Below are 15,647 nucleotides of genomic sequence, written 5' to 3' on the forward strand. Positions count from 1 at the left end.
TCGGGGCTCGAAACTCACGGAATCCATTGTTTCGGAGTTTCGGCTATGTCGAATACGGCAGTGCTGCAGGTAGGCTGGGTCCGTCTCACACATCGGACAGGAACAGGGAGAGGTGCAGTGAGCGAGCTCCGTACCTTGCGCAACCACATCAACGGAGAATTCCGCGACGCCGCCGACGGGCGCACCACCGACGTGGTGAACCCCGCCACCGGCGAGGTCTACGCGACCGCCCCGCTCTCCGCCGCCGCCGATGTCGACGCGGCCATGGCCGCCGCGGCGGCCGCCTTCCCCGCCTGGCGCGACACGACGCCCTCCGAGCGCCAGAAGGCGCTGCTGAAGATCGCCGACGCCTTCGAGGCGCGGGCGGACGAGCTCGTGGCCGTCGAGAGCGAGAACACCGGCAAGCCGATCGGGCTGACAGCCAGCGAGGAGATCCCTCCGATGGTCGACCAGATCCGCTTCTTCGCGGGTGCCGCCCGCATGCTCGAGGGCCGCTCGGCCGGCGAGTACATGGAGGGCATGACCTCGATCATCCGCCGGGAGCCGGTCGGCGTCTGCGCCCAGGTCGCCCCGTGGAACTATCCGATGATGATGGCCGTGTGGAAGTTCGCCCCGGCGATCGCCGCGGGGAACACGGTCGTGCTGAAGCCCTCGGACACCACCCCGGCCTCCACCGTGCTGATCGCCGAGATCATCGGCGGGATCCTGCCCAAGGGCGTCTTCAACGTCGTCTGCGGCGACCGCGAGACGGGCCGCCTGATGGTCGAGCACGAGACCCCCGCGATGGCCTCCATCACCGGTTCGGTCCGGGCCGGCATGCAGGTGGCGGCCAGCGCCGCCAAGGACGTCAAGCGGGTCCACCTGGAGCTCGGCGGCAAGGCGCCGGTGGTGGTGTTCCAGGACACCGACATCGCCAAGGCGGTCGAGGACATCGCCGTCGCCGGCTACTTCAACGCCGGCCAGGACTGCACCGCCGCGACCCGCGTCCTGGTCCACGAGTCGATCCACGACGAGTTCGTGGCCCAGCTCGCCAAGACCGCCGCCGACACCAAGACCGGCGCCCCGGACGACGAGGACGTGCTGTACGGCCCGCTGAACAACGCCAACCAGCTCGCCCAGGTCACCGGCTTCATCGAGCGCCTCCCGGCGCACGCCAAGGTCGAGGCCGGCGGCCACCGGGTCGGCGAGCAGGGCTTCTTCTACGCCCCGACCGTCGTCTCCGGCCTCAAGCAGGACGACGAGATCATCCAGAACGAGGTCTTCGGCCCGGTCATCACCGTCCAGTCCTTCTCCGACGAGGACCAGGCCGTGGAGTGGGCGAACGGCGTCGAGTACGCCCTCGCCTCCTCGGTGTGGACCAAGGACCACGCCCGTGCGATGCGCATGTCCAAGCGCCTCGACTTCGGCTGCGTGTGGATCAACACCCACATCCCGCTGGTCGCCGAGATGCCGCACGGCGGGTTCAAGAAGTCCGGTTACGGCAAGGACCTGTCCGCCTACGGCTTCGAGGACTACACCCGCATCAAGCACGTCATGACGTCCCTGGACGGCTGACGCCGCAGGGCGAGATCCCTCCACGGCCCCGGACCGGCCCCCGTGTCCGGGGCCGTGGCATGCGCGCGTACGCTCCGCTCCATGGAGTATCGAAGAGCCCTTGAACAGCGCATACGCGCATGGCTGGTTGTCTTCGTCGGGTGCCTGGTGCTGAGCGGCGCCACCGCGTTCCCGCTCGTGCACGAGGTGCGGTGGGTGGACGGCTGGGGCCTGCCGGGAGCCGTCGGTGACTGGATCTCCCACGTGCGGGAGGGGCTGGACGCCACCGACGCGAAGTACCCGTTCATGATGTACGGGACGGACTGGCTCGCCTTCGCGCACCTGGTGATCGCGGTGGCCTTCTACGGCGTCTGGCGCGATCCGGTGCGCAACATCTGGATCGTGGAGTGGGCCATGATCGCCTGCGTCGGGATCATCCCGCTCGCCGCGATCTGCGTCCCGCTGCGCGGCCTGCCGCTGTGGTGGATGCCCGTGGACATGGCCTTCGGCGTCCTCGGCATCGTGCCGCTGCTGGTCCTGCGGCGGATGATCAAGCGGCTGGAGCGCTCCGGCACGGTGTCGGCCGAGCCGGCCGTCGCCTGACGGACCGGCGGTCGCCCGGGTCCGGGACCGTACGGCGAGGAGACCGCGGCCGGGCGGGAGAAGCTCACCGGCCGCCGAACTCCGCGCGCAGCACGTCGATGCGGTTGCTCGTGACGGCGTCCACGCCGAGCCGCTCCAGCCGTCGCATCGTCCGGCGCAGGTCCACCGTCCACGCGCCGACCAGCAGGCCTTCGCCGCGCGCCCACTCCACCAGGGGCGCGCGCACCAGCCCGAAGCGCAGGTTGATCCAGCGCGGGCGCAACTCCGACAGCAGCAGCGGCGGCACCGGCGCCGAGGTCTTCCAGGTCAGCGCGATCTCGGCGGCCGGGTCGTGGTCCCGCACCGCCAGCACGGCGGCCGCCTCCCCGCAGTAGTACGTACGGTCCCCGGCGCCCGCGTCCCGGACCGCGGACAGCACAGGGCCCGCGGACTCCGGCAGGGTGAGGTCGACCAGGGCCCGGCAGCCGTCCACGGCGGCCAGCGCCTCGTGGAGGGTCGGCACGCCCGGCGGCAGCCGGTCCGCCGCAAGGCCGGCGACGGCGGAGTCCACGCCCCACAGTCGCTTCAGCGTGGGGTCGTGGAGCAGCACCGGCACGCCGTCGCGGCTCAGCCGTACGTCCATCTCCACCGCGTCCGCCCCCGCGCGCAGCGCGCTGCGCAGCGAGGGCAGGGTGTTCTCGCGGTGACGGTACGGGTCGCCGCGGTGGGCGACCGCTAGCGCTGCCATCCCGCCAGGTAGGAGTCGATCTCGGCGGTGAGCTTCGCCTTGCCGGGGGTGTCGAGGAACGAGGCCTCGACGGCGTTCCTGGCGAGCTGGGCCAGCCCGCCCTCGTCGAGCTGCAACAGCCGCGCGGCCACCGCGTACTCGGTGTTGAGGTCGGTGCCGAACATCGGCGGGTCGTCGCTGTTGATGGTGACGAGCAGGCCCGCGGCCACCATCTCCTTGACGGGGTGCTCGTCGAGCGTGGCGACGGCGCGGGTGGCGATGTTGGAGGTCGGGCAGACCTCCAGCGGGATGCGGTGCTCGGCCAGGTGGTCCAGCAGGCGCGGGTCCTGGGTGGCGCTGGTGCCGTGGCCGATGCGCTCGGCGCCCAGGTCGCCCAGGGCGTCCCAGATCGTCTGCGGGCCGGTGGTCTCGCCCGCGTGCGGCACGCTGTGCAGGCCGACGGCGCGGGCGCGGTCGAAGTACGGCTTGAACTGCGGGCGCGGCACACCGATCTCGGGTCCGCCCAGGCCGAAGCTGACCAGCCCGTCCGGCTGCAGTTCGGTGGCGATGCGCGCGGTCTCCTCGGCGGAGGCCAGCCCGGCCTCGCCGGGGATGTCGAAGCACCAGCGCAGCACGATGCCGAGCTCCGCCTCGGCCGCCTTGCGCGCGTCCTCGATGGCCTCCACGAACGCCTTGTCCGGGATGCCGCGGCGGACCGAGCTGTACGGGGTGACGGTCAGCTCGGCGTAGCGGATGTTCTGGCGCACCATGTCGCGGGCGACCTCGTACGTCAGCAGACGCACGTCCTCCGCGTCGCGGATCAGGTCGACCACGGACAGGTAGACCTCGATGAAGTGGGCGAAGTCCCGGAAGCTGAAGTACTCGGCAAGGGCGGCGGGGTCGGTGGGCACCTTGGAATCCGGGTGCCGCGCGGCCAGCTCCGCCACGATGCGGGGTGAGGCCGAGCCGACGTGGTGCACGTGGAGCTCGGCCTTCGGGAGTCCCGCGATGAAGGCGTCGAGGGCTGACGCGGTGTCGGACATGGGGCGATCCTCCTGCGGGGTCGGCGGCAACCGCCATCGTAAACGCGAAATTGCCTCCGTCCGGCGTCTTCGCAGGCCATAGCATTGCCCGACGTAGTCAGCAGGAAGGCAGCGATGTCCCACGAGCCCGAGCACCCGACGCCGCGCGACGCCGCGGGCGACACCCCCGGAGCGGCGGCCCCGTCGTCCTCGGCGGCCCCGGCGGACGCACGGCCCGCACCCGACTTCGAGCTGCCCGCCCCGGCGCCCGCGGCGCCCACGGACGCCGCATCCGGCACCGCCCCGGGCGGGGACGCCGAGGCGGGCGACGCGGTGGCCGGCGGCGTCGAGGGCACGGAGGTGCCCGGAACCGTGACTGCTGCGGAGGACGCGACTCCCGCTGACGCGCCGGTCGCCGATGCCGAGCCCGGCGCCGCCTCGGGCGGGGATGCCGCGGCGGCTCCCGACGTCGAGAGCGCGCGGGTGCCGGGAAGCGCGACTCCTGCGGAGGCCGTGACGCCTGCCGATGCTCCGGTCGCCGACGCCGAGCCCGGTGACGGCTCGCATGCCGTAGTAGGCGCGGCCGATGCTCCGGTCGCCCCGGACGAGCCTGCCGGCGCGCCGCCCGCGGAGGTGCCCGGGCCGCGGGATCCGTGGGCGCCGCCGGTGCCGGTCGCCCCCGGTTACGGGCAGCCGGGTGGGCCGGCCGGGCACAACCCCTGGGCGCCGCCCGTGCCGCCGGTACCGCAGGCGCCGCAGGAGCACGTGACGCTGACCAAGCGCCCGGTACCCGTGGACGCACCCGCGCCCGGGCCGGAGCAGCAGCCGCGCGATCCCTGGGCCCCGCCGGCCCCGGACGCTGCGGCGGCCGTGCCGCCGCAACCGCCCCACGCCACGTACCCGGGCTACCACCCCGGCTACCCCGGTTACCCGGGCCACCCCACTCAGCCTGAGTACCCCGCGTACCCCGGCTACCCGGCCCAGCCCGGCTACCCCGCCCACCCGGGCTACCCCTCCCACCCGGGCTACCCCTCCCACCCGGGCTACCCCGCCCAGCCCGGCTACGCGGTGGGCCCCTACGGCGGATGGGCGCCGCCCGTCGCCCGCAACGGCGCCGGCCTGACGGCGATGATCATGGGCATCGTGGGCGCCGTCCTGGCCGTCTCCTGCTTCGGGGCCTTCCTCGGCCTCCCGCTCGGCATCGCGGCCGTCGTCTGCGGCATCGTCGGCCTGCGGATCGCCCGGCGCGGCGAGGCGACCAACCGGCCGCAGGCGTTGACCGGCCTCATCCTCGGGATCGTCTCCATCGGCCTGTCGGTCGCGATGATCGCCCTGGTGTTCAGCGGGATCGACGACGGCTGGTTCGACGGGTCCGGCGACGACCTCATCACCTCCCGGAACGGCGACTGGGCGGCGCCGCTGGACGTCGACGGCACCGCGCTCTACGACGACGGGGTCCACGTCACGCTGTCGGACGTCCACCGGGATATCGTCCTCCCGGAGAGCCAGCTCGACGGCGGCATCGCCGTCACGTTCTCCGTCGAGTTGGAGAACACCGGCGACACGACCGCCGACCTGGGCGAGAGCGAGGTCTCGGCCTACGCGGACGACTTCGAGGACGAGAGCCTGACCGACCTGACCGCCGGTGTGGGCCTGCCCGACGAACTGTCGCCGGGGGAGCGCGCGACGAGGGAGATCACCGTACTCGTGCCCAAGGACGACGAGGACGGCACCTTCCAGGTCGAGGTCGCCCCCGGATTCGACTACGACTACACCTACTGGCACCTGGACGTCCCGTAACGGGGGCGCCGCGGGGTCGCCTCAGCGCCGTACCGCGTCCAGCGCCAGCAGGGCCACGTGCAGCGAGAGGCAGGACTCGACCTGGTCCAGGTCGATGCCGAGGACGCGCTCGACCCGGTGCAGCCGGTCGTAGAAGGAGGGCCGCGACAGGTGCGCGGCGTCCGCCGCGGCCGACTTGTTGCGGCCGGCGTCCAGGTAGACGGTGAGGATCCGGACGAGGTCCGTGCCGTGCTCGGCGTCGTACGAGAGCAGCGGGCCGAGTTCGCGCTCGACGTACGTCTGCAGCCGCGCGTCGTCGCGCAGGAGGTGCAGCAGGCCGCGCAGCCGGACGTCCGGCAGCCGGTAGTACGCCCGCCCGCCGCCCGCCATCACCCTCTTCTCGGACGGCTGCGCCCTGCCTCCTTCATTGCGGCCGCCGTGCATCGCGGCGTCCGCGACCTGTGCCGCCTCCAGCAGGGTGCGGCGGGCGTCGCGCAAGGAGCCGACGGAGGAGCCGGCCGCCATGACGAAGGCGGGGCCGCCGTCGGGGGCGGGCTCGGTCAGCCGGGTGAGGGCGGCGGCGAAGTCCTCCAGTGCGGTGTGCTCGTGGTCGGACGGGCCGAGGGAGACCAGCACGCCGACACCGCCGTCGTCGAGGGTGCCGGTGAGCGCGGTCAGGCCCCGCTCGCGCACGGCCTGGGCGGCGGTCTCGGTGAAGTCCCGCAGCCGGGCCTGCGCCTCCAGGGCGGCCGAGGCCGGTCCGCCGCGCAGCCGCAGCATGACGCCGACCAGCCGCCGGCCCTCCAGCGGCACGCCCAGGGCGCGGGCGCGCAGCGCCACGTCGGAGACGGTCAGGGCGTGGGTGAGGATGCCGGAGAGCAGGGTGCGGTGGGTCTGCCGTTCCAAGGACTCCCGGTCGCGCTCCAGCAGCCGGTTGAGCGCGAGGGTGGCCGCCCCCCGCTCCAGCAGCACGCTGTGCCGGTGCGGGCGTTCGCCCGGTTCCGGCTCCTCGCCCGGTTCCGGCTCCTCGTCGGGCGCGGGCTCGCCGACGATCACCAGCCTGCCCCAGTCGCGGCCGCGCGCCCCCACGCCGGTGACCGTCCAGCCGGTGCGCGGGTCGTGGCCGGTGCGCCCGGCCGGGTGGACGCCGCGGCTGCGCCGCTCCCAGCCGTCGAGCAGGGCTTCGGGGTCCTGGCCGGCCGGGTCGAAGGCGAGCACCTGGTGGGAGAGGTTCTCCAGCACCACGGGCGCGCCCGCCATCCGGGCCACCTCGCGCACGACCTCCTCGGGCTCCGCGCCCTCGACGGACAGCTCGTTGAAGATCTGGTGCACCGCCTCCGACGCCCGCAGCTCGGTCAGCTGGGCGTCGACGACGTGGGCGTGCACGGCCTCGGTCACCGCCACGAAGCGCACCTCGGTACGGAGTGCCACCAGCGGCAGTCCGCGCCGTTCCGCGGCCCGGACCAGGGGGCGGGGGAGGGCGTCCGCGTAGCGCCGGCCCAGTTCGACGACGAGACCCGCCGCGCCGACGTCGGCGAGGCCGTCGATGTAGCGGGCCAGGGACTCCTTGTCGTCGGGCAGCATCACGCCCGTGGTGAGGACCAGCTCGCCCCCGTGGAGCATGCCCGCGATGTCGGCCAGCTCGCTGATGTGCACCCAGCGCACCGGGCGCTGCAGTCCGCCGGAGCCGGCGACCACCTGCGGCGAACCCCGCCTGAGCACGTCCAGTTCCAGGACCTCGGCGACGGTGGGGAACACGGTGACCTCCGGGGCGAAACGGGGCGGAACGTCGTGCCACCGTAGCTCCAAGGTGTAAAGGCCCCCGACGCACGGCATGCGATGTGTCGGTTGCCCGGTGTACGTGGTGCCCGGCATCGTCCACGGTGACGATCTGGTGCGGTCCGTCAGGTGAACACAGAATTCGTCGCGTAACCAAAAGGCAACAACGGAATCACTTGTTGGGGCGAGCCTACTCTGTCAGGATCGTCCACCAATCAAGGCTTTGGCCACGCCGCCGAGCCGAGTGCGAGGAGAAGACGATGGACCTCAGCGCGAACGGCGAGTTCGATGTGAGGGAGCGTTTCGCCGAGGGGGCCCAGTACATCGGCGGAACCTTGCGCCCCGGCACCTCGGGCCGGCGGCATCCAGTGGTCGACCCGGCCACCGGCGAGACCGTGTACTCCTGTGAACTGGCCGGCACCGCCGACGTGGACGCCGCCGTCGACGCCGCCGCGCAGGCGCTGCCCGGCTGGGCCGGCGCCACCCCCGGTGCGCGCTCCGACGCCATGCACCGCTTCGCCGGCGTCCTGGCCGCGCAGGCCGCCGAGTTCGCGTACGCCGAGTCGCTGCAGTGCGGCAAGCCGCTCCGGCTGACCACCGAGTTCGACGTCCCGGGCACCGTCGACAACACCGCCTTCTTCGCGGGCGCCGCCCGCCACCTGGAGGGCAAGGCGGCGGGGGAGTACTCCGGCGACCACACCTCCTACGTGCGGCGCGAGCCCGTCGGCGTCGTGGGCTCCATCGCTCCGTGGAACTACCCGCTGCAGATGGCCGCCTGGAAGGTCCTCCCGGCGATCGCCGCGGGCAACACCATCGTGCTCAAGCCGGCCGAGCTGACCCCGCTGACCTCGCTGATGTTCGCCCAGGCGGCGACCGAGGCGGGCATCCCGCCGGGCGTGGTCAACATCGTCACCGGCGCCGGCAAGGAGGCGGGCGAGCACCTGGTGGGGCACCCGGACGTCGCCATGACCTCCTTCACCGGCTCCACCGCGGTCGGCAAGCGCGTCGCGGAGATCGCCACCGCCACCGTCAAGCGGCTCCACCTGGAACTCGGCGGCAAGGCGCCCTTCGTCGTGTTCGACGACGCCGACCTGGAGGCGGCCGTCCACGGCGCGGTCGCCGGTGCCCTGATCAACACCGGCCAGGACTGCACCGCAGCGACCCGCGCCTACGTGCAGCGCCCGCTCTACGACGCCTTCGTCGCCGGGGTCGCCGACCTCTTCTCCGGCATCCGCGTGGGCGATCCCTTCGACGCCAAGACCGACCTCGGCCCGCTGATCTCCCACGCCCAGCGCGACCGTGTCGCCGGCTTCGTGGAGCGCGCCCGCTCCTACGCCACGGTCGTCACCGGCGGGCAGGCCCCCGCGTCGGCGGGTGCCTTCTACCGGCCCACGCTGGTCACCGGCGCCGCGCAGGACAGCGAGATCGTCCAGTCCGAGATCTTCGGGCCGGTACTGGTCGTGCTGCCGTTCGACGGCGATGATGAAGGTCTGGCCCTGGCCAACGACACGCCGTACGGTCTGGCCGCGTCCGCGTGGACCCGTGACGTCTTCCGTGCGGGCCGTGCCACCCGTGAGATCAAGGCGGGGTGCGTCTGGGTCAACGACCACATCCCGATCATCAGCGAGATGCCGCACGGGGGCTACCGGGCCTCCGGGTACGGCAAGGACATGTCGGCGTACTCCCTGGAGGAGTACACGCAGGTCAAGCATGTGATGTACGACAACACCGCGGTCGCCAGGAAGGACTGGCACCGCACGATCTTCGGCGACCGCTGACCCCTCGGCCGCCGGCCCCTCCGGGACCGCCCCCACCGGCCCGCTAGCCCGTCCGTCCCACGCACCACCGCCCCTGGAGGCCGCACCGCAATGGAGATGTTCGAGGGCCTGTCCGAGCCCGTACGCAAAGCGTGGGAACGCAGCCTGACCAACGGGAGGGCATCCGTCAGCCGGCGCCGGGTGCTCGGCGCGGGGCTCGGCGTCGCGGGTGCCGGGGCGCTGTCCGCCTGCGGCATCCCGGCCGCCACCAACAACCAGGGCGGTGTGAAGAGCGACGACCTGTCCGACAAGGACAAGTCGCTGGTCTTCTCGAACTGGCAGCTCTACATCGACATGAGCGACGACGAGAAGCACATGCCGACCCTGGAGGCCTTCGAGAAGAAGACCGGGATCAAGGTCAAGTACAGCGACGACATCACCGACAACGTCGAGTTCTTCGCCAAGATCAAACCACAGCTCGCCGCGGGCCAGTCCACCGGCCGCGACCTGGTCGTCCTCACCGACTGGATGGCCGCCCGGATGATCCGTCTGGGCTGGGCCCAGCCGCTGGACCCCACCTACCTGCCGAACGCGTTCACCAATCTGGAGCAACGTTTCCGCAACCCCGACTGGGACCCCGGACGCGCCCACTCCTACCCCTGGCAGGGCATCGCCACCGTCATCGCCTACAACGAGAAGGCGACCAAGGGGAAGAAGGTCGGCAGCGTCTCCCAGCTGCTGGACGACCCCGACCTCAAGGGCCGCGTCGCCATGCTCAGCGAGATGCGCGACACCATAGGCATGACCCTGCTCGACATGGGCAAGCGGCCGGAGTCCTTCACCGCGGACGACTTCGACGCGGCCGTGGCCCGCGTCCAGAAGGCCGTGGACAACAAGCAGATCCGCCAGTTCACCGGCAACGAGTACACCGACGGCCTCGCCTCGGGGAACATCGCCGCCTGCGTCGCCTGGGCCGGCGACCTGGTCCAGCTCCAGGCCGACAACCCCGAGATCAAGTTCGTGATCCCGCCCGCCGGCTACATCTACTCCACCGACAACATGCTGGTCCCGGCGGGTTCCAAGCACCGCAAGAACGCCGAGCGGCTCATGGACTGGTACTACCAGCCCGCGATCGCCGCCGAGCTCGCGGCATGGGTCAACTACATCACGCCCTGCACGGGCGTCTACGAGGAACTCCTCAAGATCGACAAGGACGTGGCCACCAACCCGCTGATCATTCCCAACGCGGAGATGAAGGCGAAGGCCCATCCCTTCCGGTCGCTCTCCTCCAAGGAGGAGACCGCCTTCGAGGACAAGTTCGCCAAGCTCATCGGCGCCTGACCGGCCACCGCAGTTAGGGATCTGACGACATGACCCAGCAGACCGCACCGCTCACCGAGCCGGCCGGCGGCAAGGACCCCGCCTCCGCGGGCGGCGCCGTGACCCTCACCGGCATCGGCAAGGACTACGGCGACTTCACGGCCGTCCACCCGCTCGACCTCACCATCCCCGAGGGCTCCTTCTTCGCCCTCCTGGGCGCCTCCGGCTGCGGCAAGACCACCACGCTGCGCATGATCGCCGGTCTGGAGGACCCCAGCAGCGGCACCGTCCGCATCGGCGACCAGGACGTCACCGGTCTGCCGCCGTACAAGCGCCCGGTCAACACGGTCTTCCAGAACTACGCGCTCTTCCCGCACCTCGACATCTACGAGAACGTCGCCTTCGGCCTGCGCCGCCGCGGCATCAAGTCCGTCAAGGGCCAGGTCGGGGACATGCTCGACCTCGTCGAGCTGGGTCATCTCGCCCGCCGCAAGCCCCACCAGCTCTCCGGCGGCCAGCAGCAGCGCGTCGCCGTCGCCCGTGCCCTGATCAACCACCCCAAGGTGCTGCTCCTCGACGAGCCGCTGGGCGCCCTGGACCTGAAGCTGCGCCGCCAGATGCAGCTGGAGCTCAAGCGCATCCAGACCGAGGTCGGCATCACCTTCGTGCACGTCACGCACGACCAGGAAGAGGCCATGACCATGGCCGACACCATCGCCGTGATGAACGCGGGCCGCATCGAGCAGCTCGGCGCGCCCACCGACCTGTACGAGAACCCCAGCACCACCTTCGTCGCCAACTTCCTCGGCCAGTCCAACCTCATCGAGGCCGAGGTCGCCGGTACCAGCGGCGACGACCTGCTGCTCAGCGTCGGCGACGGCCGTCTGGCGATGCCCACCGCACGGTGCGCCCCCTCCGTGCAGGCGGGCGACAAGCTCCTCGCCGGGGTGCGTCCCGAGAAGATCTCCATCGTCCACGCCGACGACGCGGCCGAGGTCCCCGAGGGCCGCAACAAGATCACCGGGCGGATCGTCGACGCCAGCTTCATCGGCGTCTCCACCCAGTACGTCGTCAACAGCCCCTGGTGCCCGGAGCTGGCCGTCTTCGCGCAGAACGTCGAGCGCGACGGCCGTCTCGTCCCCGGCGCCGAGGTGGTGCTGCACTGGAGCCCCGCGCACACCTTCGGTCTCGACGCCGCGCAGGACATCGAGGCCGGGGAGGTCAACGCGTAATGGCCGCCCTGTCCACCGCCCCCGCCGGGGCGCCGGAGGAGACCCCGCCGGTCCCGGCCGGCGCCGCCGCCCGGCGGCGCAGACTCGTCCCCTACTGGCTGCTGCTGCCCGGCATCCTGTGGCTGCTGGTCTTCTTCGCCGCCCCGATGGTCTACCAGGCCTCGACCTCGGTGCAGACCGGCTCCCTGGAGACCGGCTACCGCGTCACCTGGCACTTCGCGACCTACTGGGACGCGTTCAAGGAATACGACGTCTTCTACCTGCGCTCGCTGATCTACGCCGGCATCGCCACCGTGCTGTGCCTGGCGATCGGCTACCCGCTGGCGTACACCATCGCCTTCAAGGCGGGCCGCTGGCGGAACGTGCTGCTGGTCATGGTCATTGCGCCGTTCTTCACCAGCTTCCTGATCCGCACCCTGGCCTGGAAGACGATCCTCGCGGACGACGGCTACGTCGTCACCGTGCTGGACAAGCTGCACATCCTCAGCGTCACCGCGTCCCTGGGCATCACCGCCGACGACCGCGTGCTCGCCACACCGCTCGCGGTGGTGTGCGGTCTGACGTACAACTTCCTGCCCTTCATGATCCTGCCGCTCTACAGCTCGCTGGAGCGCATCGACCCGCGGCTGCACGAGGCGGCGGGCGACCTGTACGCCCGGCCCTTCACCACCTTCCGCAAGGTGACCTTCCCGATCTCGCTCCCCGGCGTCGTGGCCGGCACGCTGCTCACCTTCATCCCCGCCTCCGGCGACTACATCAACGCCGAGTTGCTGGGCAGCCCCAGCGAGCAGATGATCGGCAACGTCATCCAGTCCAAGTTCCTCACGGTGCTCGACTACCCGACCGCCGCCGCGCTGTCCTTCATGCTCATGGCCGCGATCCTGGTGATCGTGTCCGTCTACATCCGCAAGGCGGGGACGGAGGAACTGGTCTGATGCCCGTGCTGAACTGGGTGCGACGGCGCCTCGTGGTCTTCGCCGCCGCGGCCGCACTCGCCTACATGACGATCCCCAACGTGATCGTCCTGATCTTCTCCTTCAACCAGCCCAAGGGCCGCTTCAACTACTCCTGGAACCACTTCTCGCTCGACGCCTGGGCCAACCCCTGCGGTGTCGGCGACATGTGCGACTCGGTGTCGCTGTCCCTGGAGATCGCCGTACTCGCCACCATCGGCGCCACGATCCTCGGCACCATGGTCGCCTTCGCGCTCGGCCGCTACCGCTTCCGCGGCCGCGGCCCGGTGACCGGCCTGATCTGGCTGCCGATGGCGATGCCCGAGATCGTCATGGGCGCCTCGCTCGGCACCCTCTTCCTCAACATGCGCATCCAGTTCGGCTTCTGGACCATCCTCATCGCGCACATCATGTTCTGCCTCAGCTTCGTCGTGACGGCGGTCAAGGCGCGCGTGATGAGCATGGACCCGCGACTGGAGCAGGCCGCCCAGGACCTGTACGCCACCCCGTGGCAGACCTTCTGGCGGATCACCTTCCCGATCGCCGCGCCCGGCATCGCGGCGGGAGCGCTGCTCAGCTTCGCGATCTCCATCGACGACTTCATCATCACGCAGTTCAACGCCGGCCCGGCCACCGTGACCTTCCCGATGTTCGTCTGGGGCGCGGCCCAGAAGGGCCTGCCCGTCCAGGTGAACGTCATCGGCACGCTGATGTTCGTCGTGGCGGTGCTGTGCGTCGTCGTCGGACAGCTGCTCAGCCGCCGCAGGAAAGCCCATAGTTAATCCGCCGACCGCATCCGCAAAGGTGTGAGACCCCATGGATCCAGCCCGTTCGCTCGCCGACGCGCAGCCGACACCGTTCTGGCTGGAGGACCCCGGCAGGCCGCAGGCCGGCTCCGCCCTCGTCGGCGACGAGCACTGCGACCTGCTGGTGGTCGGCGGCGGCTACACCGGGCTGTGGACCGCGTTGCTCGCCAAGGAGCGCGACCCGCGGCGTGACGTCGTCCTGATCGAGGGCAAGGAGGTGGGCTGGGCGGCGTCCGGCCGCAACGGGGGCTTCTGCGCCGCCAGCCTCACCCACGGCCTGGCCAACGGACTCGCCCGCTGGCCCGAGGAGTTCGGGCGACTGGAGGAGCTGGGCAACCGCAACCTCGACGGCATCGAGGAGGCGGTGGACCGCTACTCCATCGACTGCGACTTCGAACGCTCCGGGGAGATCGACGTCGCCACCGAGCCCTACCAGCTCGACGACCTCCAGGCCTCCGCCGAGGAGGCCGCCCGGCACGGCGTCGAACTGGAGCTGCTCGACCGTGACCAGGTCCGTGCCGAGGTCGACTCGCCGACCTTCGCCGGCGGGCTGTGGGACCGCAGGGGCGTCGCCATGCTGCACCCGGCGAAGCTCGCCTGGGGCCTGCGGCGGGCCTGCGAGGAGCTGGGCGTACGCGTCTACGAGCACACCCGCGCCACCCAGCTCGCCCGCAACGGCTCCGGCATGGCCGTGCGCACCCCGTACGGGCGGGTCTTCGCCCGGCACGTCGCGCTCGGCACCAACGTCTTCCCCTCGCTGGTGCGCCGGGTGCGTCCCTACATCGTCCCCGTGTACGACTACGCGCTGGTGACCGAGCCGCTGACGCCGCAGCAGCTCGGCGCGATCGGCTGGAAGAAGCGCCAGGGGCTCGGCGACAGCGCCAACCAGTTCCACTACTTCCGGCTCACCGCCGACAACCGCGTCCTGTGGGGCGGCTACGACGCCATCTACCCGTACGGCGGCCGCCTGGACACCGCCCGCGACGAACGCCCGCAGACGTACCTGAAGCTCGCCGGCCACTTCTTCCGCTGCTTCCCGCAGCTGGAGGGCGTGCGCTTCAGCCATGCGTGGGGCGGCGCGATCGACACCTGCTCGCGCTTCTCCGCCTTCTACGGCACCGCCCACGACGGGAAGGTCGCCTACGCCGCCGGCTACACCGGCCTCGGCGTCGGCGCCACCCGCTTCGGCGGGGACGTCATGCTCGACCTGCTCTCCGGCGAGCGCACCGAGCGCACCGCACTGCGCATGGTCCGCACCAAGCCGCTGCCCTTCCCGCCCGAGCCCCTGGCATGGGCGGGCATCGGCCTCACCAAGTGGTCGCTGGACCGGGCCGACCGCAACGCCGGCCGGCGCAACCTGTGGCTCAAGACGATGGACCGGCTCGGCCTCGGCTTCGACAGCTGACCGCCCCTGCGGCACCCCCTGCGCACCCTGTGGACCGGATCACCCCATCGGGCGTGGTGAAACCCGCGTAATGATCCGGGCCCGGCCTCCTCTCTCCGCGTGACAGCACGACAGCGCACACACGGAACGGAGGAACCGGCATGGTGGGCACAGACGCGCGGGGCGCGGTCGAATGGCTGGTTTCCGTGGCACCCGATCCCGACGCCACCCGGTGGGAATGGGAGCGGCACCCCCTCGGGGTGACGCTCCTGCCCGCCGGGCGGCTGTGGGACGTCCTCATCCTCACCGGCGAACTGGGCTACCCGACGCTCGACGTCCTCACCCGTCTCGTCGACCGCCCGGGCCCGGTCCTGGCCGACTTCGGCGACTCCCGCATGGGCTACTTCGTGCCCCCGGGCACCGCCGCCCGCTGGATTGGCACCGGGGTCCGCACCGCGGGCCCCGGCACCTGGATCGTGGTCCCCTACCCCGGCCGCGCCACGGGCGGAGTCCGCTGGCTCGTGCCGCCGGACGGCACCGGCAACCTCACGGACCCCGGCGTCCTGGAGCTGGCCATGCACGAGGCGGCGGCCCACCTGGCGGGACGGCGCGGCCGTGATCCGGGCGAGTGATCGCGCGCCCGGGGGCCCGACACCCGTACGCCCCCGTGCGCGACACTGGTGCCATGATCCGCACGGAACGCGGCCGGCCCCGGAGCGGCCCCGGATACCCGGGTGCGCCACGGCGCGCGCCCGCTCCCGCGCCTGCCGCCG

13 protein-coding genes are annotated in these 15,647 nt (G+C 71.7%); 10 read left to right on the forward strand and 3 right to left on the reverse strand.

The features are described from left to right. Window positions 1–117 precede the first annotated feature (117 nt). Both PV410_RS18260 and PV410_RS18265 read left to right on the forward strand, forming a co-directional pair. Window positions 118–1,554 (forward strand): gamma-aminobutyraldehyde dehydrogenase, encoded by a 1,437-nt coding sequence (locus tag PV410_RS18260; protein WP_499514281.1) that lies wholly within the window; start codon window positions 118–120, stop codon window positions 1,552–1,554. An 81-nt stretch (window positions 1,555–1,635) separates the two neighbouring features. Beyond that, on the forward strand, window positions 1,636–2,136 hold the full coding sequence (locus PV410_RS18265) for a hypothetical protein (protein WP_500325740.1): 501 nt from the start codon (window positions 1,636–1,638) through the stop codon (window positions 2,134–2,136). Between the two features lie 64 nt (window positions 2,137–2,200). On the opposite strand, the gene PV410_RS18270 is transcribed toward PV410_RS18265, so the two are convergent. After that, the gene (locus tag PV410_RS18270; RefSeq protein WP_500325742.1) at window positions 2,201–2,863 is read right to left on the reverse strand and encodes a glycerophosphodiester phosphodiesterase; all 663 of its coding nucleotides are present in this window, start codon (window positions 2,861–2,863) and stop codon (window positions 2,201–2,203) included. Beyond that, window positions 2,851–3,885, reverse strand: a complete 1,035-nt coding sequence (locus tag PV410_RS18275; RefSeq protein ID WP_500325743.1) for an adenosine deaminase — start codon at window positions 3,883–3,885, stop codon at window positions 2,851–2,853. The genes PV410_RS18270 and PV410_RS18275 overlap by 13 nt, the downstream gene beginning before the upstream one ends. Before the next feature lie 114 nt (window positions 3,886–3,999). Between PV410_RS18275 and PV410_RS18280 the strand changes: the two genes are divergently transcribed. Beyond that, on the forward strand, window positions 4,000–5,664 hold the full coding sequence (locus tag PV410_RS18280) for a DUF4190 domain-containing protein (protein ID WP_500325745.1): 1,665 nt from the start codon (window positions 4,000–4,002) through the stop codon (window positions 5,662–5,664). A 21-nt stretch (window positions 5,665–5,685) separates the two neighbouring features. On the opposite strand, the gene PV410_RS18285 is transcribed toward PV410_RS18280, so the two are convergent. Next, complete coding sequence (locus PV410_RS18285) at window positions 5,686–7,401, reverse strand: PucR family transcriptional regulator (RefSeq protein WP_500325746.1); 1,716 nt, start codon at window positions 7,399–7,401, stop codon at window positions 5,686–5,688. Window positions 7,402–7,682: 281 nt separating this feature from the next. Here PV410_RS18285 and PV410_RS18290 point away from each other — a divergent pair, with 281 nt between their 5' ends. The 7 genes from PV410_RS18290 to PV410_RS18320 all read left to right on the forward strand — a co-directional run bounded on the left by PV410_RS18290 (window position 7,683) and on the right by PV410_RS18320 (window position 15,506). Further along, window positions 7,683–9,200 carry a gamma-aminobutyraldehyde dehydrogenase gene (locus PV410_RS18290; protein ID WP_500325748.1) on the forward strand — a complete coding sequence of 506 codons (1,518 nt, stop codon included), beginning with the start codon at window positions 7,683–7,685 and terminating at the stop codon, window positions 9,198–9,200. 90 nt (window positions 9,201–9,290) lie between these two features. Next, window positions 9,291–10,520: a polyamine ABC transporter substrate-binding protein gene (locus PV410_RS18295; protein WP_500325749.1), complete on the forward strand. Its 1,230-nt coding sequence runs from the start codon at window positions 9,291–9,293 to the stop codon at window positions 10,518–10,520. A 29-nt stretch (window positions 10,521–10,549) separates the two neighbouring features. Then, complete coding sequence (locus PV410_RS18300; RefSeq protein WP_500325750.1) at window positions 10,550–11,731, forward strand: ABC transporter ATP-binding protein; 1,182 nt, start codon at window positions 10,550–10,552, stop codon at window positions 11,729–11,731. After that, window positions 11,731–12,666, forward strand: coding sequence for an ABC transporter permease (locus tag PV410_RS18305; RefSeq protein WP_500325752.1), 936 nt, complete (start codon window positions 11,731–11,733; stop codon window positions 12,664–12,666). Before PV410_RS18300 ends, PV410_RS18305 begins: the two co-directional genes overlap by 1 nt. After that, window positions 12,666–13,466 carry an ABC transporter permease gene (locus tag PV410_RS18310; protein ID WP_500325754.1) on the forward strand — a complete coding sequence of 267 codons (801 nt, stop codon included), beginning with the start codon at window positions 12,666–12,668 and terminating at the stop codon, window positions 13,464–13,466. The genes PV410_RS18305 and PV410_RS18310 overlap by 1 nt, the downstream gene beginning before the upstream one ends. Before the next feature lie 34 nt (window positions 13,467–13,500). After that, a complete protein-coding gene (locus PV410_RS18315) occupies window positions 13,501–14,895 on the forward strand; it encodes an NAD(P)/FAD-dependent oxidoreductase (protein ID WP_500325756.1) in 1,395 nt (464 codons plus the stop codon). Window positions 14,896–15,035: 140 nt separating this feature from the next. After that, entirely contained in the window at window positions 15,036–15,506 is a 471-nt protein-coding gene (locus tag PV410_RS18320) for a hypothetical protein (protein WP_499514293.1), read from the forward strand. The last annotated feature ends 141 nt before the right edge of the window (window positions 15,507–15,647 follow it).

The organism is Streptomyces sp. PA03-5A (assembly GCF_033792725.1).
Classification (GTDB): Bacteria; Actinomycetota; Actinomycetes; order Streptomycetales; family Streptomycetaceae; genus Actinacidiphila.